The following is a 23620-nucleotide window of genomic DNA, read 5'->3' as shown; positions in this document are numbered from 1 at the left end:
AAACGGTTATAAACGGTTAATTGTTTGAGGGAAATTGCAGTAACGGTTGAGTGAGTGATCAAAAATAAAGATACACCAATTAAGGATAAAAACTCAATTTGGGCAGTCCTAACATTTCATCCCAACCCATCATTAAATTGAGACATTGTACACCTTGTCCGGCTTGACCTTTAATTAAATTATCAATCACCGACATGACGATCACTCGATTTGTCCGTTGATCAACTTCCACACCCAGATAACAAAGATTGGTTCCGCACGCCCATTTCGTTTGAGGATAAGTTCCACCGGGTAACACTTTCACCCAAGGAGCATTCCGATAAAAAGCGGTATAGATAGTAATTAAATCTTCCCGTACTAATCCCGGATCTCGCAGCGTTGCATAAACTGTTGCTAAAATTCCACGCGCCATCGGGATTAAATGAGGGGTAAACTGAACTTTAACATCATGTCCGGCAAGATCACTACAAATTTGTTCAATTTCTGGGGTATGGCGGTGATGTCCGGCTACGCCATAAGCTGAAATTGCATTATCGGCTTCTGCGTGTAAAAGATTCGTTTTCGCCTGACGTCCGCCGCCAGAAGTTCCAGATTTAGCATCAACAATCGCACTATCGGTTGCAATTAATCCCTGCTTTAATAAAGGAGATAATGCCAATAAACTCGCCGTCACATAACAACCTGGACAACCGATGAGTTGGGCTTGAGAAATGCGATCGCGATAAAGTTCAGGTAAACCATAAACGGCTGTCGAAGCGATCGCTTTATCCTCTCGTTCGCTACCGTACCATTTTTTATAGGTTTCCAGATTAAAAAATCGATAGTCTGCGGAAAGATCAAGAACTTTGCATCCTTTCTCCAACAGTTGAGGTGCCATTTTACACGCCAAGCCATTCGGCAGAGATAAAAACACCACCTGACATTGAGATGCTATTTTATCAATGTCAATCGGCTCAATCATCAAATCAATGCAGTGACTTAAATGAGGATACAACGTATAAAAAGGCTTTCCTGCGCTGCTATCTCCCCCTAAATAGACAATTTCCACATTAGGATGATCTTGTAATAATCGCACAAGCTGCACGCCACCGTAGCCGGAAGCCCCAACTATACCCACCGATACCCGTTTTGCATCTCCCATATTTCATAACTCCTCTGTGACGTGAGACAACTATATCAAACTGTTATATGATGCCGTATTCTGTTGACATTTGGGGAACAGAACCCTAAATCAGTAGGACTTAGGCTTTAACAGGGTTTTTAGGATGCGCGATACCCCCGCCTGACTCTCAAGCGGCTTGTCACCCCGTCTGCGCGATTACAACTTAAATCCCATCTGCTGTAGAGTTTGACGCAGGCGTTTGGCTTCGCTGGGATCGCTCTTTTCATGGAGGGCGATCGCTGTTTTCAACGCTTCTAAACCACTCAGCACTTTACCTGCACTCAAAAGCGCAACGCCCAGATTTTGATAGGCTTCAGCATAGTTGGGATCAAGTATAATCGCCTTTTGATAAGCGGCGATCGCTTGTGGATATTCTCCCATCGCTCGGAAAGTCATCCCTAAGTTATAGTGTCCTTGCACGAAGTTGGGATCAATTTGCAACGTGGTTTCATAAGCTGCTTTTGCTTCTTGCAAATGTCCGGTATCTTTTAACAAATTGCCCAAATTATTGTATGCACCTAATTTGAGTTGAGGTAGAATATTTATGTCTAGAGCAATTTGATAGTGATGTTTGGCTTCGGTGAGATTTTGTTTTTTCCGATGGGCAATTCCCAGATGATAGTGTAGTTCATACAGTAAAGCTTCATTCGGTTCTAGTTGCTGATGCTTTGAATACAGACTCAGTTGCTTGAGTCCTTTTGTCAACAACTGAATCCCTGGAGAAATCTCTCCCATTTCCACATACAACCCTCCCAACTTACTCGCCACGTAGGGATCACTTGGATGTTGCGCCAGATAGCCTTCCATCACTTGCTTGGCAATTTTTTGTTTATTGCGTCGAGCGATCGCCGAAGCTTGATATCCTTCATGTAAAATCGCTACATCTGCCAAAGATCCGATTTTCCAGCGACATTCCTGTTTTAAAATCCGACTCACACTATCATCAATCAGAGCATGATAGGGACGATCAAACTGAATTTTGGGATGATTTCTAAACAGTCGCGACACTAAGGAATAAGGAGATTGAGCGGCTCCTATTTCTTGTCTGACGAGATTAATCGCTAAATAATCGTCTCGGGTGATCGCTTGCTTGATTTGAGGGACAATCGTGGAGGCTAAGATTTCATCCGCATCAAGCACTAAAATCCAATCTCCTGTGACATATTTTAAGGCTGTATTACGAGCGATCGCAAAGTCATCACACCATTCAAAATAATAAACTTGCGCTCCCCATTCTTGAGCTATTTCCGCAGTTCTGTCCGTTGAACCTGTATCCAGTATTACCATCTCATCAACAACATCTTTCACACTTTTGAGACATCGCGAGAGGTTCTGCTCTTCATTTTTCACAATCATGCAAAAACTCAAACTCATAGACTCACTCGTTACCCTTACATCAGTTTTAGACTCGATACCAAATACTTAAGTTTCTTTTCTGTCATCTCCGCACCCAGAATCGACTTGACATTCTGTTCTCAAAAAAACCTACTCCTATTAATAACTTAATCGGTTGCTATCTTGTTGAGTAATAGACGACAGATATGGCAATTCGATTGGGTTTCTGTAAAATATCTATTCTTAGAAGGCTCTAGGGTAAATCGTTTCAGAGGTTTTATTCGGTGTGGGGATTTCTCAGAAATCATTTGTGAGGGCTATCGTCAAATTTTGTCTCGAAATTTACCAAAGCAAATAGAGCGGCACTCCAGATCGCAATTGTGGCGAGGTCTACTCGGATTGAGTCGAACAAGATTTGCTCTTCTGTGATCAGAAAACCCCGTTGCTATTCCTAGCTTTACGGGGTTTTAAACGGATTTTACACCTCTGATCTGAACTCAAACTATTTGGGTAAAATCACCTTATCAATCACATGAATTACACCATTGCTGGCTGGAACATCTGCTTTAATGACTTTAGCTTCATCAACCATCACACCGGAATCAAGGTTGACGGTAACTGAACTTCCTTGAACCGTTTTCACTTGTCCTGATTGGAGTTGAGTTGAGGTGACTCGACCCGGAACAACATGATAGGTCAAAATAGCAGCTAATTTATCTTTGTTTTCAGGCCGGAGTAGTTCTTCTAAGGTGCCTGCTGGTAAAGCCTGAAAAGCTGCATCCGTCGGTGCAAACACGGTAAACGGCCCATCTCCTTTGAGTACATCCACTAAACCTGCGGCTTGTAGCGCTTTTGCCAAAATGGTGAACTGACCTGCACTGGTCGCAGTTTCCACGATATCTCCGGCTGCGGCTTGAGTCTGTCCCTGGCTTTGAGTTGCCTCACGACTGGGGCCACCGCCTGCGTTGGTGATTTCTGGTACAGCCATCAGGCTAGTTCCTGCGATGATAGCGACTAGAGTAGCTCGCTGGAAACGATTAGAAAAATCAAAAATTTTCATGGCAACTCCAAGCTTTTTGTAAAGTTTTATCAAACCTATAATTAAGATTGTTCACAAAATATAAAGAAATGTCAAGTTAATTGAGTCAAAAATATTTGAACTCTATCTTGGGATAGAGTCGGCTAGAATTGCAAATTTTCTTTTAGACTTTGTTTACTGGCATTAGGTTCAAATCTATAGTAAAACTCAAAAAATATTATATTCGTTTGAGTCGAACGATAAAGAAACCATCCATATTTTGTCGATGGGGCCAAACTTTCAGGTATCCTTCTGAAGTCAGAACGTCATCTAAAGGAATATCGGGTAAATCAATTTTCCAATTTGAATGATGAGTTAAAAAGGCTTCAACAATTTGCTCATTTTCTTGGGGATGTATTGTACAAGTTGCATAAACTAAATACCCTCCGGGTTTAACAAAGTTTGCTGTTTTTTCTAACAGTTCAGCTTGCAGTTGGGAGAGTTCTTCTATGTTTTCGGGTGTATGTCGCCAACGGGCATCAGCACGACGATGTAAGGTTCCTAAGCCGGAGCAAGGCGCATCTAATAAAACTCGATCTGCACTATTATTATACTGGGAAAACTCCCGAATATCACCCGCTTGAATTTGAATAGATTTGAGTTGTAAACGTTCTCGATTTTGCTGAACTTTTTTCAATCGAGATTTAGCGCGATCGCAAGCTAATATTGTACCTGTATCCTGCATTAATTCTGCAAGATGAGTTGTTTTTCCGCCGGGAGCCGCACAAGCATCAATAATGGTTTCTCCGGGTTGAGGATCAAGAAGATGGCTCACCCATTGAGCGCTACTGTCTTGAACGCTCCACCATCCCTGTGGATAACCGGGTAGTTTATGAATTTCTCCGACACTTCCGAATAGTCTTAACGCTTGGGGTAAATGAGGGATTCTGCTAAGGTTTATTCCGGCTAATTTCAGTTCTGTTTCAACAGTTTCGATTGTGGTTTTTAAGGGGTTAATTCTTAAATCAATAGTCGGAGATTGATTAAACCATTGACCTAGTTTTTCGGTTTCTTCTAAACCTAACTGATTCAGCCAATATTCAATAATCCAATCGGGAAAACTGTAAAATTCGCCCAAATTTTTAATTAAATTGGGATCTTCTTGAATAAAAATTTTAGGATTGCCAAGCTGTTCTTGTTGGCGTAAATAGGCTCTCAAAATCCCATTCACAAATCCACCCAGTCCCGAAAAGCCGTTACTTTTAGCAAGTTCAACGGTTGTATTCACCGCAGCCGAAGCTGGAATTTGACTGAGATAGCATAATTGATAAAATCCTAAATGTAAAATAGTTCGCAGATCTGGTGGTTGTTGGTGAGATTTTTTTTGAGCGAATTGATCAATCAACGCATCGAGGGAGCGCCGTCTTCTCACACAACCATAAACTAATTCCGTTGTTAGGCGTCGGTTAACTCCATTCAAATCAGTTTGACGCAACCTTTGATCCAATGCGATATCAGCATACATTCCCCGCCGTTCGACGTCTCGGAGTGTTAAAAATGCCAATTGGCGAGGATTATCATTCATCACAATTTTACCTTTTCAATATAATCTTTCTGATCAAATGTACTTAGACTCTTGCAAATTTTCACAGTATCATTCACAATATAAAGATGAACAAGACTGAGGAACTTATTGGCTAATCCAGTTGATCATGGGTGTATGAGGACTAAATATTAGAGTATTGTACCTTAAACTTTGACATTAGATTGACTAACGAGGCTAAACCATTTTAACTTTCAAGTACAACTAAGGTGAGCCATCATGGAAAGGTTAAAGGGTGATCAGGGGTTCAGTGATTTTATCAATAGGCGACTCACAGCACTTTTTGAGAGTCCCGACATAAGATCAGCCCCCAACTACGAAGTTTGGCGACATCGTTTTATTCATCAACGACTGAGTTTAGGAGTGGGACTCGCCTTTATTTCCTATCTGACGTTTATGCTATCTCAGGTTAACAATTTACTGTTTCATCCAGAACATTTTAAACTCGGTTGGCTACTGACTCAACTGAGTGTTGAACTCGGTTTATTTGTGGGTTTATTGTTACTGCGGACAGCAATTGGTGTTCGTTATCCGGGTTTTATTTTTTTATTATTGACTTGGTTAATTACCCTCAGTCCCCAAATTAGAGCAACATTACAAGGACTTTCTCAACCTGCAATTATTGAATGGCCGTTAACGTTTTTTTCTTTAGCAACTTTAATCCCCTTTTGTTGGCCACTTCATTTAATCGGTCAAGTCGGAACTTTTGCCTATTATTTGGGGACACAAATCTTGCTCAATTTAGAGGTTCAATTTCCCAGTGCTTGGATGACTGCCGATTTTTTATTCCTTTATTTTTTCTGGATTTGTTTGATTAGCAATCTTTCGGTTTATTTGTATGATCGTTTAGCTCGGGCTGAGTTTAATTCTCGTCGTGCTTTACAAGCAGCTTACGAACAACTACAATTTGAACAGGAGCGCTCTGAAACGTTATTACTTAATATTTTACCTGTTCCGATTGCCGAACGTTTAAAAGAAAAACCTGTGACTATTGCTGATAATTTTAGCAATGCGGGGGTTTTATTTGGTGATATTGTTGGATTTACTGAATTGTCAGGAAAAATGCCTCCGGCTGAATTGGTACAACTTCTCGGTAAAATTTTTTCGCGTTTTGATCATTTAGCTGATAAACATAATCTGGAGAAAATAAAAACCATTGGTGATGCCTATATGGTGGTTGCGGGATTACCTGTTCCGCAAGAAAATTATGCTCAAGCTATTGCTAATATGGCGTTAGATATGCAGCAGACTATCAGAGAGTTTAACGCAGAAACCGGACAAACATTTCAGATGCGAATTGGAATCGCTATTGGCCCTGTTGTCGCGGGTGTTATTGGGATGAAAAAGTTTATTTATGATCTCTGGGGAGATACGGTTAATATTGCCAGTCGCATGGAATCTCATGGGATCGCCAATGAAATTCAAGTCACGGAAACCACCTATAATTCTATCAAAGATGAGTTTTTGTTTGAAAAACGCGGTGCAATTTTAGTCAAAGGCAAGGGAGAAATGACGACTTATTTATTGAAAGGAAAGAAAAGTTCAGTCAGGCCAAAAGCTGAATCTCTAACGGTTGACTGAATAACTGAGACTTAAGGTTTATCCGTCAATTCTCCATCAAAATATCAACGACTAAATCAACTAAGGTATCATTCACTCCCAAGGGTTCAGCAACACGAAATGTAACGCTCTGGTATTTTTCGGCTAATTCTTCACTCAAACGAGCGATCGCATCAGTTATTCCTCCGGCAAAGATAAAATAAGGCAAAATGCCAATGTTTTTATATCCGGTTTTTACTAATGCTTCAATTTGCGATTCTAAACTCGGAGAAATTGACCAATAAGCCGGAATAGCCCCTAATTGACTCGCTAATTCTTCAACGGGTTGATTTCCTAGAGGACGGCGACTTCCATGACTGAGTAAAATCCAAACTTCACAAGGAATAGAAGTCATTTGATAGGTGAGTTTTGTTGCTAAACGAGATAGTTGATATCCCAAATAGGGTTTAATTTTTAAACTCACCGCCCGTCCGAGTGCTTCTTGGGCGATCGCAACTTCTTGAGGAATATCTTCTTTGACATGAACTCCGGGAAGTAGAAATAACGGTAAAATTTCCAGTTGATTTAATCCCAAATTTCGGGTATATTCTGCATACTGTTTAATTTGTTCATGTAAAGGAACAGGAGAACATTCTAAAGTAGCGGTTGCCAAGACCGGAGAAGGTGAACTGGGTAATAATCGAAGGTTAATTCGATTTTTCAACCGATCTGCTAGCTGTTTTAAGGCTTGCTGCGGTCGAGGGTCATGGCTTCCATGAGAGACCAGTAAATAAGTGGAATACAATTTCCCAGATGTAAGAATTGGATAGAATTAATAATAGACATTTTAGCGGATTTTTAGACCGATTTCTGAGTCGCCGTCAAAATGTTTGACCTAACCCCCTCTCCTGCGAGTAGAGAGGGAACTTATTTTTGATCTTAAATCAGAGGAGACTCGCACTTGATTTAATCACACCGTTGAATGCTATTTGCGATCCATAGCCATTAGGATTTTTTGGGTGCCAACAACATCGTGATACGACCCCCTTCTCGCTTCGGAGATTGTTGAATTTGGGCAAATTCTTCGAGATCGGTCGCCATGCGATCTAATAAATCTTTGGCCAAATCACCATGTAAGTTTTCTCGTCCTCGGAGTGTAACGGTAGCTTTCACTGAGTTTCCTGATGTCAAGAATCGCTTCGCATGGTTGACGCGCACTGCATAATCATGTTCTTCTATTTTGTAGCGCATCTTTAATTCTTTGAGTTGACTTTTACTCGACTGACGGCGATTGTCTTTGCTTTTTAACTGTTGATATTTGTATTTGCCGTAGTCAAGAATTCGACAGACTGGAGGTGTGGCTGTATCACTGACTAATACGAGATCAAGGTCTTTCTCTTGGGCGATGGAAAGGGCTTCTCGGGAAGGCATTGTTCCTAAATTAGTACCATCCTCATCAATGATCATCACTTCCTTAAAACGGATATCCTCATTGATCGGCGTGGTATTTTTTTTCGGTGTTGGACTTTGATGTTTCACTAAGCAAAACCTCACGGTAACAGTATCTCTCTATTATGACGGATCGTTTTCTCTCAATGTTCACTATCAAAAGGTAGAAATTGATCCTCAAATCACCTTCTCAGTCTAGCGATCACTCTTGGGGTCAAGTTTTCAGTTTGGTTTTTGAGTTTAATATTTTCTTAAGCCCAACAAAAACCCGGTTTCTCAAGATCACTGATCCCCAAACAAACCGGGTTGATAAGCGATGATTTTTTAAACCAAACAGGATGCAATCGTTGCCACAACGGACTGGGCTAAACTGACTAGATCATAACCGCCTTCTAGTCCAAATAAAATTTTAGATGTTATTTGTAGACAATATTGGGTGAATAATCCATAGTCTTCTGGATGCAAAGAAATACTAGCCAACGGATCATCCTGGTTGGCATCATAACCGGCACTGACAATTAATAAATCCGGCTGAAAACTTTGCAAAAATGGCATCACTTTCTGTTCAAATGCGCCCTTGTATAAAGCAATTGTGCTTCCCGGTGACATCGGGATATTTAAAACATTATTGTAAGCCCCCTGTTCTTGTTCAAAACCGGTTCCTGGATAGCAGGGAGATTGATGTAAAGAACAATAAGCGATCGCCGGATTCTTTTCAATAATCGCTTGAGTTCCGTTACCATGATGTACATCCCAATCGAGAATGGCGACTTTGTTAATTCCCGGTTGTTGTAGGGCATAATAAGCGGCAATTGCGGCATTAGAAAACAAACAAAATCCCATCCCTCGATTCGCTTCGGCGTGATGTCCAGGTGGACGGGCCAGAACAAAAGCGGGTTGGTTCTTCTGCAAAACGGAGTTAATCCCGTCTAACCAAGCATTCACAGCCAATAAAGCCACCTCGTAACTTTCCGCCGAAATCGGGGTGTCGCCATCGAGATACCCCCCACCATTGGCTGAGATCGCCTGGACTCGTCGAATATGATCAACGGTGTGAACGGCTTCTAGCAAGGGCTTTAGGGTGGTTTGGAAGTCAGTTACAGGGGTCGGTAACTGCCAGTGAATTTGTGCCGCCCAAGGTGTCGTTTTCAGGGCCTTGACAATGGCACTCAGACGTTCCGGGCGTTCCGGGTGAAGCAAACCTGTTTTGTGTTCGAGGAATTGATCGGAGTAAATAACTGTTATCATTTGTCTGGTGTCAATAGGTGTGAATATCCGCTCATTTAAGCGGTCATCTTTAACAATTTTATGGTATAATTTTAGAGGATCGTGAATTGAATTTGAAAAGGATAGGAAGATCAACAAACTTTATCAAATTTTTGAGAATTCAAAACCACTGAATTGAGAATATTAACGGAGTTTTTTATCCTATGAGCACTTCAGAGGAGCGCATAGTTCCCCGAGATCTGCGTGAAGAAATGCAACAATCCTATCTAGAATACGCCATGAGCGTGATTGTAGGTCGGGCTTTGCCAGATGCGCGGGATGGTTTCAAGCCTGTGCATCGTCGCATTCTCTACGCCATGCACGAGTTGGGTTTAATGCCCGATCGCCCCTTTCGGAAGTGCGCCCGTGTGGTTGGGGAAGTCTTGGGTAAATATCACCCGCACGGAGATGGCGCCGTTTATGATGCGCTGGTGAGAATGGCGCAGAATTTTTCGATGCGATCGCCTTTAATTGAAGGTCACGGAAACTTCGGTTCGATCGATAACGACCCCCCGGCGGCGATGCGATACACCGAATGTCGCCTCCAGTCGCTGACGTTTGATGCGATGCTGCGCGATATCGATGCAGAAACCGTTAATTATGGCGATAACTTCGACGGATCACAGCAAGAACCCCTGGTTTTACCCGCCCGCATCCCGCAACTGTTACTCAACGGTTCATCGGGAATTGCAGTGGGGATGGCGACCAACGTACCCCCCCACAACTTAGGTGAACTCGTAGACGGGTTGATCGCGATGATTTATAATCCCGAAATCACCGATCTCGAACTGATGAAATACATTCCAGGGCCTGATTTTCCCACCGGGGCGAAGATTTTGGGCCGATCGGGAATTCGTGAAGCCTATACAACAGGCCAGGGTTCAATCACCATGCGGGGTGTCGCCCAAATTGAAACCCTCCAACAACGAGGACGTCCCGACAAAGAAGCGATTATTATCACCGAACTTCCCTATCAAACCAACAAAGCGGCGCTGATTGAAAAAATCGCTGAAATGGTTAATGATAAACGCATTGATGGGATTTCTGATATTCGGGATGAAAGCGATCGCCAAGGAATGCGAATTGTTGTGGAATTAAGACGGGATGCTTACCCCCGTGTTGTCCTCAACAACCTCTACAAACAAACGCCTCTACAAACCAATTTTGGGGCGAATATGTTGGCGTTAGTTAATAGTAGACCCGAACGCCTAACCCTGAAGCGATATCTAGAAGTTTTCCTAGAATTCCGAGTAGAAACCATTCGGCGACGCACCGAATATGAACTCAGAAAAGCCGAAGAACGCGATCATCTTTTGCAAGGATTGTTAATTGCCCTCGAGAATTTAGACGGGATTATCAGCTTAATTCGTCATGCGGCTGATACACCCACTGCCAAACAAGAACTGATTGAAGGATTTGAACTTTCAGAAGTTCAAGCCGATGCGATTTTACAAATGCAATTGCGGCGTTTAACAGCATTAGAAGCGAACAAAATTCAAGCCGAACATGACGAACTGCAAAATGTCATTGCCGATTTGCAAGATATTTTAGCGCGTCGAGAACGAATTCTAGAAATCATTGAAAACGAAGCCCTTGAACTCAAAGAGCGTCACGGTTCACCCCGTAGAACGGAAATTGAACACAGCGACGGAGAACTCGAAGATACAGATTTAATTGCCAATGAAAAAGCCATTATTCTGTTAACAGAACAGGGTTATATCAAACGAATGCCTGTTAACACCTTCGACGCTCAAAATCGGGCAACTCGTGGAAAATCGGGCGCCAAAATGAAAGAAGATGATGGCATCGATCACTTCTTGAGTTGTTGTGATCACGATAGCATTTTGTTCTTTAGCGATCGCGGTGTGGTTTACTGTCTCAAAGCCTATCAAATTCCTGTTGCTTCCCGCACCGCCCGAGGCGTTCCCATCGTCCAAATGTTGCCCATTCCTAAACAGGAACGGATCACGTCGATTGTCGCTGTGAGTGAATTTACAGATAACGATTATTTAGTGATGTTAACCACAGGTGGCTACATCAAAAAAACTGAATTATCTGCGTTTAGTAATATTCGGGCGAATGGATTAATTGCCATTTCTTTGGGAGAAGGCGACGAATTACGCTGGGTTAGACTGGCAAAAGTTGATGATAGTATTATCATCGGTTCCCGTCTGGGGATGGCAATTCACTTTAGAACCGATCATAAACAATTACGCCCTTTAGGACGAGCAACAAGAGGCGTAAAATCAATGAAGTTGGGTAAAAAAGATGAACTGATTAGCATGGATATTTTACCCAGTACGATTGTTTCAAGTATTGCCCAATTGGACAGTGAAGAAACGGAGATAGAAGACGAGGCATTGTTGGAAACAGAAGCCGAAGAAATCACCGTTGAAAATAACCAAGAACTGGCGATTATGGTGATTACCGCAGGTGGATATGGAAAACGAGTTCCTGTGTCTCAATTCCGCCTACAAAATCGCGCTGGAAAAGGCATCATTGCGACTAAGTTTAAACAACATTTAGCCAGTGATGAAGTTGTTGGCTTACAAGTCGTTAATGAAAACGATGAGTTGATGTTAATTACCAGTCGAGGAATTATTATTCGTCAGGCTGTTAATGCCATTCCGAATCAATCTCGGAGTGCAACGGGAGTGCGAGTTCAACGCCTCGATGATGAAGATGCGATCGCGGCTGTTGCGATTGTACCCCCTTCAGAAAAAGAAGTCGAAGTCGAAACCGAAACTGAAGTCGAAACCTCAGTCGAAGCCGGAGATTCAGAAGAATAAATCAAACGATTTGGAATGGGGAATTAACAATCAATTCCCTATTCTGAATTCCAGTATTTGGGACTATGGAAATTATATCAATCCTCGCAATTAGCCTGATCACTCATCAATCTTTATCGGGAACAGAGAATCCTTTTGTATTGGTTCAACACAGTCAAACCGATGATCGCAGACGTTTAACTGAGGTAGAAATTACTCAACTTTTGTCAAAATTACCGGATTGGAAACGGGAAAATCAAACGATTATTTATACTCATACTTTTAACAACTTTATAGAGTCGATTAATTTCATCAATTGTTTAGTAGAACCCGCCGAAACGTTAGGTCATCATCCTGATATTTTGGTATCCTATAATAGAGTAACCATTAGCTTAACCACTCACGATCAAGGGGGGTTAACGCCTCTAGACTTCCAACTCGCTGAAACCATTTCTAACTTAGTGAAGACTTTCTCTGAAACTAGCGGAAAACAATGTAATATTAATTAATCTATCCTAAAACTTCTCAAAAGTGACTGGGGGAACAGTCTTTTATGGCTGATATGCAAAAAAAAATTGTTGCTTATTTAGAACATCAATCTTTTATTATTATTGCTGGATTAAGTCTGATTCTCGCTTTAACAATTGGTTGGATTGATTATTTAGTTAGCGCCGATATTAACTTCTCCATCTTCTATCTACTTCCAATTAGTTTAGCAACTTGGTTCTCAGGGAAATACTGTGGTTTAGGATTAGCCCTAGTTAGCACTATTTTATGGATTCATGCTGAACTTCATATTAAAAGTGATACAATTACTCTATTTACCTATTGGAATAGTGGAGTCAGATTTGCATTTTATTTAATTTTTATTTATTTACTTTTCTCTTTGAAAAAAGCCTACGAAAGAGAAAAAAGATTAGCTCGGTTTGATGGATTAACAGGCGCTTATAACCGAAGTTTTTTTATCGAAACCCTAGAAAATGAGATTCAACGCGCCCAACGATATCATTATCCAATTACTTTAGCTTATTTAGATATCGATCACTTTAAAAGAGTTAACGATCAATTTGGACACAACAGAGGTGATCGGCTTTTACAAGATATCTCAAATATTATTAATAACTCAATTCGTCCCAGTGATATTGTCGCCCGTTTAGGGGGGGATGAATTTGCGATCCTTTTACCCTATACTAACGTTCAGGAAGCTCAAGCTGCTCTGAATCGTGTTTATCAAAACCTCTTAAGCTTGAACCAAGGACAACTGAGTTTTGTAGGGTTTAGCATGGGTGTGGTGACTTGCTTAACTCCTCCCGAGTCCATCGATAGATTAATTGAACAAGCGGATCAGTTGATGTATTCTGTTAAACATACGAACAAAAATCAGCCAGAATATGCAATATTTTCTCCCGTTTATGCAAAAGAAATGTTTAAGTAAGATTAAAAAATAAATAAAAATATGCTCAAAAATAAAGGTTTTAAAAATTTACTTGATCCAGAATCAATATTAGAGTATTGGCATCAAAACTATCAGCTAGGATGGGTTTTAATTGCCGGGGTATTGATGGGGCTAGCCGCCGAACCTAGAGGGTTTTGGCTGTTAGCATGGGTGGCGTTAGTTCCACTGTGGGTTAGGGTTATTCAGTCGAAATCTCCAAAAAATTCGGTTTTACCTTTTGCTATAGCTTGGGGAGTTGGCTATCACGGAACGGTTCTATTTTGGATCACCGGAGTTCACCCCATGACTTGGTTAGGGGTTCCTTGGTTAGCGAGTTTAGCAATTGCATTATTTTGTTGGATTTTTATCACCTTTTGGGGCGTTGCATTAGTCCTAACTTGGGCTAAAATATTATCAATTGTCAGCCCTAAAATTCCCAATCAAAATATTAGCTCAATTTTAACTCGGGTGTTAATTGGAACAGCCCTTTGGTGTAGTTTAGAATGGTTTTGGAGTCAGGGTTCTCTCTGGTGGTCATCTCTATCTCTCACTCAAAGTTTTGGGAATTTAGTCATTCTTCATTTGAGCCAAATTTCTGGCCCAAATACCGTAACGGCGGCTTTAATTGCTGTTAATGGGTTGATTGCAGAAGCTTGGCTGCTAAACACCTCAAAAAACCGCATAGAAACCCGAACAAAAATAACCATTTATTTACTGCCCATTTTGTGTTTTTCCCTGGCTCATTTATTGGGGTTTTATCTCTATTCTCAACCCTTAGAATCTAACCCAGAAACCGCCTTAAAAATTGGCATTATTCAAGGCAATATTCCCAACAAAATCAAACTCTATTCTGAAGGATGGCGTCAAGCCTTACAAGGCTATACAACCGGATATAAAACCCTTGCTGATCAAGGAGTAGATGCGGTACTCACTCCTGAAACCGCACTGCCATTTCTGTGGAAATCTCCCGCTCGAAATCAAAGTTCATTTTATCAAGCTATTTTAGAGAAAAAAGTCGTCGCTTGGGTGGGAAGTTATGGTCAAGAGGGAAATCGCATCAGTAATAGTTTGTTTACCGTAGATGGGGAGGGAAAACTGATCAGTCAATATGATAAAGTGAATCTGGTTCCTTTAGGAGAATTTATTCCTTTTGAATCGATTTTAGGTCAATTTATTAATCGATTATCCCCTTTAGATGCACATCTCGTTAAAGGGAAACCCGATCAACAATTTAAGACTCCATTCGGTCAAGCCATTGTCGGAATTTGTTATGATTCGACTTTTGCGCGACATTTTCGCCGTCAAGCAAAAACGGGAGGAAAATTTATTTTAACCGCTTCTAATGACTCCCATTATTCAGCAGGAATGCTCGCTCAACACCACGCGCAAGACGTCATGCGAGCCATAGAAACGGATCGTTGGACCGTCAGAGCGACCAATACAGGTTATTCTGCGGAAGTTGATCCTCATGGAAAAACCCTGTGGATATCAGGAATAGATACCTATGAACTTCATATCGCGACCATTCAACCCCGAGCAACTCAAACATTATATGTTCGTTGGGGAGATTGGCTGACTCCAGTATTATTAATTTTAAGTTTAATTGCGATTATTCTCAACAGAATTTTTAACAAAAGATCAGCCCTTAAAAATTGAGAATAGAAGGTTATAACTGAGATATTGCACCATTCTCAACAGATCTGAGAAACCGGGTTCGATAACGAAAAATATAGGTTTTCAGCTAAGGTAAATTGCCATAAACCCGGTTTCTGACCCTAGTGCGCGTCGGTGAGTTATAACAGAAAAGTGATGTTAAACCCTCGCGATAAAGACCTATTTCCCGAATGAGCAAACTAACTCCTGTTGTGTTGTTTTTTCTGAGTTGGGTTTTGGTGACTTGTACCCAGTCAAAACCTGACATTTCTGTACAAACTTTTACAGATAATAATACATCGGTCAAAATTTCGTGGACAAACGGATATTATCCCCAAGAAGATGAAGCCATTCAGCAAATCGTTCGTCAATGGGAGAATGAAAGTGGTTTCAAAGCTGAACTGACATTTTCAGCCGAAGACGTTAATCTTCAACAAACCCAAGCCGCAATTAAGGCTGACAATCCACCCGATATCGTTTACAATCAAAAAGCAGAATTTGCACTCAATCCCCTGATGGCTTGGTTCGGGAAAGTCGCAGAAGTTTCAGAAGTCGTTGAACCCATGCAAGAGCGCTACAGTTCGAGTGCGACTCGTTCCGCTTATTTGTACAATACTCTTACTCGTCAACAAGGGTATTATGCCGTTCCAATTCATCAACAAACCCTACATATTCACTACTGGCGAGATTTGTTAAATGAGGCGGGATTTACAGATAGTGATATCCCAAAAGAATGGGATGATTTTTGGGAATTTTGGCAACAAGTTCAGGATAAACTAAGACAACAGGGAAAAGAAGATATTTATGGAATTGGTTTAACGCTGTCGTCTGAAGCGAACGATACTTTTTATGAATTTGAACAGATTTTAGCCGCTTATGGGATAAATTTATTGGATGAAAAGGCTCAATTACAAGTCGAAAATCCTCAAGTTCGCCAAGGTATAATTGAAGTCTTAGAGTGGTTTGCCGACTTCTACAAACAGGGATATATTCCCGTCGATTCGGTTGATTGGCTTCCGGCTGATAATAACGTTAATTTTCTCAATCGCCGACTGGTGATGACATTGAACCCAACCCTTTCTATACCCGCTTCTCAACGTTCCGATGAACAAGTTTATCGGGATAAAATTGAGACTTTAGAGTTTCCCAATAACCCCGATGGTAATCTTCCTCAATACCTCGTTTCCGTTAAACAAGTCTTGAGTTTTACGGCTTCAGCGCATCAAAAAGCCGCTCAAAGTTTTCTATCTTTTTTAGCTCAACCTACAATTTTAAATCAATATCTTAAACAGTCCGCAGGACGTTATTTTCCAGTGATGCCGGAATTGCTTTCTGATCCATTTTGGAATAATTCAGATGATCCGCATATTTCGGTTGATCGTCAACAATTTGCTTCTACTCGACCTCTAAATTCTCTATTGTATCCGGCTTATGCTCAAATTTTTGCAGAAAATCTTTGGGGTCAGGCGTTAGAAAAAATCGTCGTTGAAGGAGTCTCATCAGAAGCAGCAGCCGATGAAGTAATTCAACGAATAAAAATGATTTTTGAGCAATGGGAACGATTGAAAGCAGGAGAAAAATGATGAAGCAGAAATTAATCTTGATTTTCCTATTTGTATTCAGTCTGCTTTTATCAACCTGTAGTGGACAAATTCAGCCCACAGTTACTTCGCTAGACCCGCACGATTCTTCCTTAACAATTTGGTGGAATCGCGGCTATTATCCCCAGCAAGATGAAGCCCTAGAACAAATAGTTGCCGACTGGAAAAAGAAAACTAACAATTCAGTAGAATTGATATTCTTCAGTGAAGATGAAACTATAAGTAAAGCCATTCAAGCAGTAGAAAATGGTAATCCTCCCGATATTTTGTTTTCTGAACGAGCTGAATATACTCTGACTCCGCTTTGGGCAAAAATGGGAAAATTAGCCGATGTTTCACCTGTGATTGAATCCGTTAAATCACTCTATAGTCCGGTGGCATTACAGTCTGCTTCTCTCTATAACAACCTCACGAAGAATCGTTCTTACTATGCTGTTCCTTTGATGCAGCAAAGCCTTCATATTCACTATTGGAAAGATTTAATTCAACAAATCGGTTTAACAGATTCTATTCCAAAAGATTGGCAGGGGTTTTGGAATTATTGGAAACAAGCTCAAGAAACGTTATTGCTGCAAGGACGAAGTGATATTTATTCAATGGGTATTCCCCTCTCTGTAGCCTCCTCTGATACCTATTGGGTATTAGAACAGATTCTCGAAGCCTATGACGTTCAATTGCTCAATTCAGAAGGCGAACTTCAGATCGATAAACCCCAAGTTAGAGCGGGAATTATCACGGCGTTAAAATGGCTGACCGATCTTTATCAAAGTGGATATATTCCTCCCAATTCAATCCACTGGTTGAACGCAGATAATAATACAACTTTTCTGAATAAAATGACCTTGATGACTCTAAATGTGAGTTTATCAATTCCCGGTTCACAGCAACAAGATGAAGACATTTATCTCAATCAATTAGCGACGCTAGAATTTCCCAATAAACCAAGCGGAGAACCGATGACTTCTCTGACTTCAGTCAAGCAAGCTCTAATTTTTGCGGCTTCTCCTCATCAAACTTTAGCTCAAGAATTTCTGACTTATTTAGTACAACCCCAGAATTTAGCAAAATATCTTCAGGGAGCAGCAGGACGATATTTTCCAGTAATGCCACAGTTATTTTCTGATCCGTTTTGGAGTAATGTTAATGATCCTCATATTTCGGTCGCAACACAGCAATTAAGCCAGAGTAAAACTCATTCTTTGTATCAAGTTTTAAACCCCGCTTATGCTCAAGTTTCTGCCGAAAATGTATGGGCTGAAGCCATTCGGAATATTGTTGTCAATGAAGTTTCACCAGAAGCCGCAGTTGATCAGGCGATTAAACGAATTCAAGAAATTTTCGTCCAATGGAAAATAACTTAAATAGGAATCAAGCATGAAACCTTGGAAAAACAGTCTATTGATACAGCTTGTTAGCTCATTTTTGTTGCTTTCATTGCTGATTGTTTCTCTCGTCGGATTTGTGGCTTTTTATCAAGCAAAGATTTCTCTCAAACAATCCGTTTTTGAACGACTCAGTGCTACCGCCTCCCTCAAAGAAGAGGAGTTAAATCGCTGGGTAATCGATCAAGGTCAGACGGTATTATCTTTAGCTAAGTTGCCTGAAATTAGCACTCAAGCAGAAGCGATTTTAACGAGTAATTCACCCGATAGTTCTAGCCTTTTGCAAGAAGCTTTCAGTAGTTTTATCACTCATCAAACAGGCTTACAGGAAATTTTTCTGCTCTCTCGCTCCGGTCGAGTTGTCGTTTCCACGAATCCCAAACAAATCGGCTTATACAAACCTCTAGTTCAATATAGCTTCGTTAAACCCAACTCAACAGAAGGATTTGTTTCTAATTTTTATCGATCACCGGATACGGGAAAGGCTCAGATTACGCTAGCTATTCCTCTGTTGAATTCTGACAATAAACAACAAGGAATTCTGGCTACAAATTTAAACTTAGATCGAATTGACCAAATTATTCGTCAAAATACAGGCTTGGGAAAAACGGGAGAAACCTATTTAGTGGGAAATGTTGGAAGTAGTTTATCCAGTCGTTATGTGTTTATTTCTAGCAAACACTTGAATTCTCAAGAATTTTCTAATGGCATTAACAGTGTGGCAATTCAACAAGCAATGCAAGGAAAAAATGGTCGTGGACTTTATAAAAATTATCAGGGTATATCTGTAATCGGGGTTTATTATGCTCTACCTGGGCAAGATTTAGCTTTAATTGCTGAACAAACTCAAACCGAAGCTTTTGCTCCGGCTCGACAATTAGCTAGTTCTATTTTTTTGAGTGGTTTAGTTTTATCGAGTATCATGGCTCTGGGAATGTTAATGTTAGGTCGTCGTATTGTTAAACCGATTAAAGCCATTGCTAAAACGGCTTATTTAGTGAGTCAAGGAGATTTGAATCAAACGGCTCCAGTATTGAGTAATAACGAAATTGGAATGCTGGCTAAAACATTTAATCAGATGATCGAACAGTTGAAATTAACTTACCAACAATTAGCGGATTATAGCCATACCTTAGAAGAAAAAGTTGAACAACGAACCCAAGAATTACGCCACAAAAATCAAGATTTAGAAATTACACTAAAACAACTGAAAAAAACACAAACTCAACTGGTTCAACAAGAAAAAATGGCGAGTTTGGGTCAGTTAGTCGCCGGAGTTGCCCATGAAATTAATAATCCGGTTAATTTTATTTATGGAAATGTCCAACCAGCAACTAAATATGCTCGTGATTTATTAAATTTAATTCAGCTTTATCAAAAACACTATCCCCAGCCCAATTCTGAAATTATTGATGACATTGAAGCGATTGATTTGGCATTTATTCAAGAAGATTTTATGCAGTTACTCGATTCTATGAAAGAAGGCTCCGAACGGATTAAAGAAATTGTTTTATCTCTGCGAAATTTCTCCCGTCTTGATGAATCAGAACAAAAACAGGTTGATCTTCATCAAGGGATTGAAAGTACATTACGAATTTTACAAAACCGCCTGAAAGCCCAATCAGAACGTCCAGAAATAGCCGTGATTAAACAATACGGTCAACTCCCTTTATTGAACTGTTATCCCGGTCAACTTAATCAAGTTTACATGAATCTTCTCAGTAATGCAATTGATGCTTTAGAACAAGACAGAACAATCATCAATCCCCATATTTTAATTCATACAACTCTGAGCAACAATAATATTGAGATTCGGATTGCAGACAACGGTTCTGGGATAAAATCTGAACTTTTAGAACAAATTTTTGACCCGTTTTTTACCACAAAACCAGTCGGCAAAGGAACGGGTCTAGGCCTATCAATTAGTTATCACATCATTGTAGAAAACCACAAAGGAAAACTGCTTTGTCATTCTCAACTCGGAAAAGGAACAGAGTTCATTATTAAGCTGCCGATTCGAGTTCGCTAGGCTATGGGTGATTAAAAACTAACAGCAATTACAGTAATCAAAATAATGATCAGCACAATCACAGAGAACACTAAAGCAATAATAGCTAACCAGTATTGCAGCGTGTAGAGTTTCCGAAGTTCACCCAAAGCGATCATCAAATTCTCAATATCTGTCCCCGCAGTCGTGACAATTTGTGTAAATGCTTTCGCCGCATTTTTTGTCCAAGTTCCAACGAGTACCGAGAAAACGCCTTGAATCAGATTATTCAGAACAATCGCTGTCTTTTCCGATGCGGATAAGGCATTGAATATATTAATAATCCCCAGGAAAATTCCTAAAATCCCAATCGCAATTAATAGAGTCGCCACAAAGTTCATTTTTTTGGCTAAATCCCCGATTAACTCGTTCTGACTGGTGCTAAACTCATACCCTGATGATGCCATCGTATTACACTCCGATTCGTTTTCACCTGTTCATCATTGCAGAGAGGGCTACGACTTGCAACGAACCTTAACTAAATGTAAAAGTTTAAATTTTAGTTAAGTCTTGGTTAACTTTAAAAAGCTTCACCGCAAGGCTTCTTGTCTTTCTTTAAAATATAGAGAGAGTCTGTATACTTGGGGTGGATCTGCACGGCAATACTCTAACAAAATCTTGAACTTCGATCAACTAACCCATGCTAAATACCTATTCCCCCGATCACTCCAATATCGTCGAGTTCAATCGCTCTGCTCAAAGTCTTCATCTAGAGTCAACTTTACAAGATCTTTCCCTCTATGAGATTCAAGTTGATATTCGTCAAAAGGGCATCGTGATCACTCAATTGTTTGAGTCAGACTCGACAATTCCCGGTGTCATTTTGATGGATCAAAAAAAGTTCATCGGCATGGTTTCTCAACGACGCTTTTTTGAACGGATGAGCCGCCCCTATGCCCGAGAATTGTTTTTAGGGCGAAGTCTTCATGTCTTCTATCATTTTGCTCAAACCGATTTATTATTATTATCAGGAGATACCCCTGTTGTCGAAGCCGCTCAACAAGCCATCCGTCGTTCTCCCCATCTTCTCTATGAACCAATTGTGGTGAAACTTTCTGCTCAGGACTATCGACTGCTCGATATTCAACAACTGCTCATCGCTCAATCTTGTATTCATCAACTCGCAACCGAATTACTCCGTCAAAAAACTCAAGCTCAACTGATTCAAACTGAAAAACTCGCAAGTTTGGGGCAAATGTTGGCGGGAGTTTCTCACGAAATTCGCAATCCTGTTGCTTGTATTTTAGGCAATCTAAAATGTCTTGATCATTACTATCAAGACTTGACGGATCTGATCAAACTCTATGAACAAGATTTTCCTCAGTCCTCAAAATCCATTGAACATTATAAAGATGAAGTTGAGCTGCGATTTATTCAACAAGACTTACCCGAAGTTCTAGATAGCATCAAAATTTCCTCAGAACGTCTGGCTCATCTCGTCAACAGTCTACGAGGTTTTTCACGCATTGATAGCTCTAAACCTGAAAAAGTAGACATCAACTACTGCTTAGAAAATACATTATTAATCTTAAAAACTCGTTTAAAACACGGGATTAACCTAGTCAAGCATTACGGAAAAATTCCGCCGATTTATGCCTATCCCAATCAACTTAGTCAAGTTTTTCTCAATGTCATTTCTAATGCGATTGATGCCTTAGAAGAAGTCAGCCAAGAAAAGCCTGATCTCGCTAAGATTACCATCACGACAGAAGTCAGAAAATGGTCTATTTCTGAGGAAAGTCATCTCAAAGTTATTTCCAGTTCATCAACTCCATTGATCTTTTCTTTAGAAAACAGTTACCATTCCAGTTCACACCATTCTCACTTTGAAGATAAAACTGAACAATCAGACAGTATTTCCGGCTGTATTTCCATTCGCATCGCGGATAATGGCCCCGGTATTCCTCCAGCAATTTTAGATCGGATTTTTGAGACCTTTTTTACAACCAAATCTCCCGAAAAAGGCACTGGCTTAGGATTATCAATTAGCCATCAAATTATTACCGAAAAACACCGAGGTAAACTCAATGTCACCTCTAAAGTGGGGCGCGGCACAGAATTTGAAATTTTACTCCCAATTCTGTAGAATAGATAAACTTACTGAGTTTAAAACGCTCAGAAGTCCATCTAGGGAGATCTCAAGAATGGGTTTTTATAGCCAAGTTATTTTACCTCGTTTGCTGGATTGGGTGATGTCTGATCCAGCTTTTACCCAATATCGTCAAAAAGTCTTAGCCAATGTCGAAGGAGAAATTCTAGAAATCGGTTTTGGTACAGGACTCAATCTATCCTACTATCCTCATCATATCAAAAAAGTGACCACAATTGACCCCAACTCCGGCATGAACCAACTAGCTGAAAAGCGAATTCAAGCCTCTAAAATAGAGGTTGAAAATCGACTGATCAATAGCGAACATCTACCAATGGCTAACGATACCTTTGATAGCGTTGTTAGCACTTGGACGCTGTGCAGTATTGCCCAAGTTGAACAAGCCTTACAAGAGATTTATCGGGTTCTAAAACCCGGCGGTAAATTTTTCTTTATCGAACACGGACTCAGCGATCAACCCGAAATTCAAATCTGGCAAAATCGCCTGACTCCCCTACAAAAAATTATCGCTGATGGCTGTCATCTCAACCGCAATATTCAGCGTTTAGTCGAACAACAATTTGATTCAATCACCTTAGAAAAATTTGAGATAGAAAGTTTCCCAAAAGTTGGCAGTTACACCTATATGGGAGTTGCAACCAAAGCAGGATAACTCACTTTGATGTCTTTAAAAATGATGACTGAGATGTTTGACCCGTTTCTGAAACCGGGTTTCTTGCTACTACACCGATTGGGTAGAAACCCGGTTTCTCAGATCTTGTTGAGTCCCCGTGCGCGTGGCTTGAGTATTCTGAACTCTCAATAGCCTGACCTTTTCCATCTTACAAGATTGCCTTTTGCCTTTATGAAAAATATCTATCACCTACCCGAACATCTTCCTAATCAAGAACAATTTGAACCCATCATTCAACATCCATCTCTATTAATAGAACGGATTATTTCCACCGGACAAACAACACCCGATGGCGAGTGGTATAATCAAGAAAAAGATGAATGGGTAATGCTTTTGCAGGGAGAAGCCACCCTCTCCTATGTCGATGGTTCACAAATTCAACTCAAACCAGGTGATTATTTACTCATTCACGCCCATCAAAAACATCGAGTTGAATACACCAGTACCAACCCCCCCTGTATTTGGTTAGCCATTCATGGGAATTTACAGTCTTGAGCTATTTCCGCTACAATTGAGAAACCGCAAACCGTCCTTTCTGTTGAGGCTTGAAAGATTGAGTGAGGCATTCTACCCCTGAGA

The 23620-nt window shown here is 40.5% G+C and carries 19 protein-coding genes; 11 read left to right on the top strand and 8 right to left on the bottom strand.

Annotation, left to right across the window (positions count from 1 at the left end; genetic code table 11):
• Window positions 1-79 precede the first annotated feature (79 nt).
• The 4 genes from argC to VB836_RS08905 all read right to left on the bottom strand — a co-directional run bounded on the left by argC (window position 80) and on the right by VB836_RS08905 (window position 5100).
• Window positions 80-1141, bottom strand: a complete 1062-nt coding sequence (argC, locus tag VB836_RS08920) for an N-acetyl-gamma-glutamyl-phosphate reductase (protein WP_323219020.1) — start codon at window positions 1139-1141, stop codon at window positions 80-82.
• A gap of 177 nt (window positions 1142-1318) precedes the next feature.
• Window positions 1319-2536 carry a glycosyltransferase gene (locus VB836_RS08915; RefSeq protein ID WP_323219019.1) on the bottom strand — a complete coding sequence of 406 codons (1218 nt, stop codon included), beginning with the start codon at window positions 2534-2536 and terminating at the stop codon, window positions 1319-1321.
• Window positions 2537-2999: 463 nt separating this feature from the next.
• On the bottom strand, window positions 3000-3557 hold the full coding sequence (locus VB836_RS08910) for a fasciclin domain-containing protein (protein WP_046281429.1): 558 nt from the start codon (window positions 3555-3557) through the stop codon (window positions 3000-3002).
• Between the two features lie 196 nt (window positions 3558-3753).
• Entirely contained in the window at window positions 3754-5100 is a 1347-nt protein-coding gene (locus tag VB836_RS08905) for a 16S rRNA (cytosine(967)-C(5))-methyltransferase (RefSeq protein WP_323219018.1), read from the bottom strand.
• A 237-nt stretch (window positions 5101-5337) separates the two neighbouring features.
• Between VB836_RS08905 and VB836_RS08900 the strand changes: the two genes are divergently transcribed.
• The gene (locus VB836_RS08900; RefSeq protein ID WP_323219017.1) at window positions 5338-6699 is read left to right on the top strand and encodes an adenylate/guanylate cyclase domain-containing protein; all 1362 of its coding nucleotides are present in this window, start codon (window positions 5338-5340) and stop codon (window positions 6697-6699) included.
• A 25-nt stretch (window positions 6700-6724) separates the two neighbouring features.
• Here VB836_RS08900 and VB836_RS08895 read toward each other — a convergent pair whose 3' ends face one another.
• From VB836_RS08895 to VB836_RS08885, 3 genes are all read right to left on the bottom strand, one after another.
• Window positions 6725-7462, bottom strand: coding sequence for a sirohydrochlorin chelatase (locus VB836_RS08895; protein WP_323219016.1), 738 nt, complete (start codon window positions 7460-7462; stop codon window positions 6725-6727).
• Window positions 7463-7662: 200 nt separating this feature from the next.
• The gene (gene infC / locus VB836_RS08890) at window positions 7663-8196 is read right to left on the bottom strand and encodes a translation initiation factor IF-3 (protein WP_046279524.1); all 534 of its coding nucleotides are present in this window, start codon (window positions 8194-8196) and stop codon (window positions 7663-7665) included.
• A 234-nt stretch (window positions 8197-8430) separates the two neighbouring features.
• On the bottom strand, window positions 8431-9354 hold the full coding sequence (locus tag VB836_RS08885; RefSeq protein WP_323219015.1) for a histone deacetylase family protein: 924 nt from the start codon (window positions 9352-9354) through the stop codon (window positions 8431-8433).
• Between the two features lie 182 nt (window positions 9355-9536).
• On the opposite strand from VB836_RS08885, the gene gyrA reads away from it, so the two are divergent.
• The 7 genes from gyrA to VB836_RS08850 all read left to right on the top strand — a co-directional run bounded on the left by gyrA (window position 9537) and on the right by VB836_RS08850 (window position 20240).
• Window positions 9537-12161: a DNA topoisomerase (ATP-hydrolyzing) subunit A gene (gyrA, locus tag VB836_RS08880; protein WP_323219014.1), complete on the top strand. Its 2625-nt coding sequence runs from the start codon at window positions 9537-9539 to the stop codon at window positions 12159-12161.
• Between the two features lie 140 nt (window positions 12162-12301).
• Entirely contained in the window at window positions 12302-12649 is a 348-nt protein-coding gene (locus VB836_RS08875) for a 4a-hydroxytetrahydrobiopterin dehydratase (RefSeq protein WP_323219042.1), read from the top strand.
• Window positions 12650-12693: 44 nt separating this feature from the next.
• Complete coding sequence (locus VB836_RS08870) at window positions 12694-13575, top strand: GGDEF domain-containing protein (RefSeq protein ID WP_323219013.1); 882 nt, start codon at window positions 12694-12696, stop codon at window positions 13573-13575.
• 21 nt (window positions 13576-13596) lie between these two features.
• Complete coding sequence (gene lnt / locus VB836_RS08865; protein WP_407659605.1) at window positions 13597-15231, top strand: apolipoprotein N-acyltransferase; 1635 nt, start codon at window positions 13597-13599, stop codon at window positions 15229-15231.
• A gap of 188 nt (window positions 15232-15419) precedes the next feature.
• Window positions 15420-16811 carry an ABC transporter substrate-binding protein gene (locus tag VB836_RS08860; RefSeq protein WP_323219012.1) on the top strand — a complete coding sequence of 464 codons (1392 nt, stop codon included), beginning with the start codon at window positions 15420-15422 and terminating at the stop codon, window positions 16809-16811.
• On the top strand, window positions 16808-18190 hold the full coding sequence (locus VB836_RS08855; protein ID WP_323219010.1) for an ABC transporter substrate-binding protein: 1383 nt from the start codon (window positions 16808-16810) through the stop codon (window positions 18188-18190). Before VB836_RS08860 ends, VB836_RS08855 begins: the two co-directional genes overlap by 4 nt.
• A gap of 13 nt (window positions 18191-18203) precedes the next feature.
• A complete protein-coding gene (locus VB836_RS08850; protein WP_323219009.1) occupies window positions 18204-20240 on the top strand; it encodes an ATP-binding protein in 2037 nt (678 codons plus the stop codon).
• 11 nt (window positions 20241-20251) lie between these two features.
• Here the strand turns inward: VB836_RS08850 and VB836_RS08845 are convergent, their stop codons facing one another.
• Window positions 20252-20665 carry a hypothetical protein gene (locus VB836_RS08845; protein ID WP_323219008.1) on the bottom strand — a complete coding sequence of 138 codons (414 nt, stop codon included), beginning with the start codon at window positions 20663-20665 and terminating at the stop codon, window positions 20252-20254.
• Between the two features lie 233 nt (window positions 20666-20898).
• Here VB836_RS08845 and VB836_RS08840 point away from each other — a divergent pair, with 233 nt between their 5' ends.
• The 3 genes from VB836_RS08840 to VB836_RS08830 all read left to right on the top strand — a co-directional run bounded on the left by VB836_RS08840 (window position 20899) and on the right by VB836_RS08830 (window position 23536).
• Window positions 20899-22344 (top strand): sensor histidine kinase, encoded by a 1446-nt coding sequence (locus VB836_RS08840; protein ID WP_323219007.1) that lies wholly within the window; start codon window positions 20899-20901, stop codon window positions 22342-22344.
• A gap of 58 nt (window positions 22345-22402) precedes the next feature.
• Window positions 22403-23020, top strand: a complete 618-nt coding sequence (locus VB836_RS08835; RefSeq protein ID WP_323219006.1) for a class I SAM-dependent methyltransferase — start codon at window positions 22403-22405, stop codon at window positions 23018-23020.
• 192 nt (window positions 23021-23212) lie between these two features.
• Window positions 23213-23536, top strand: a complete 324-nt coding sequence (locus VB836_RS08830; RefSeq protein WP_323219005.1) for a cupin domain-containing protein — start codon at window positions 23213-23215, stop codon at window positions 23534-23536.
• Window positions 23537-23620: the final 84 nt, after the last annotated feature.

Origin of the sequence: Limnoraphis robusta BA-68 BA1 (assembly GCF_034932365.1) — a bacterium.
In the GTDB taxonomy this organism is placed as follows: domain Bacteria; phylum Cyanobacteriota; class Cyanobacteriia; order Cyanobacteriales; family Microcoleaceae; genus Capilliphycus; species Capilliphycus robustus.
This window is presented reverse-complemented; position numbering and strand designations above follow the sequence as displayed.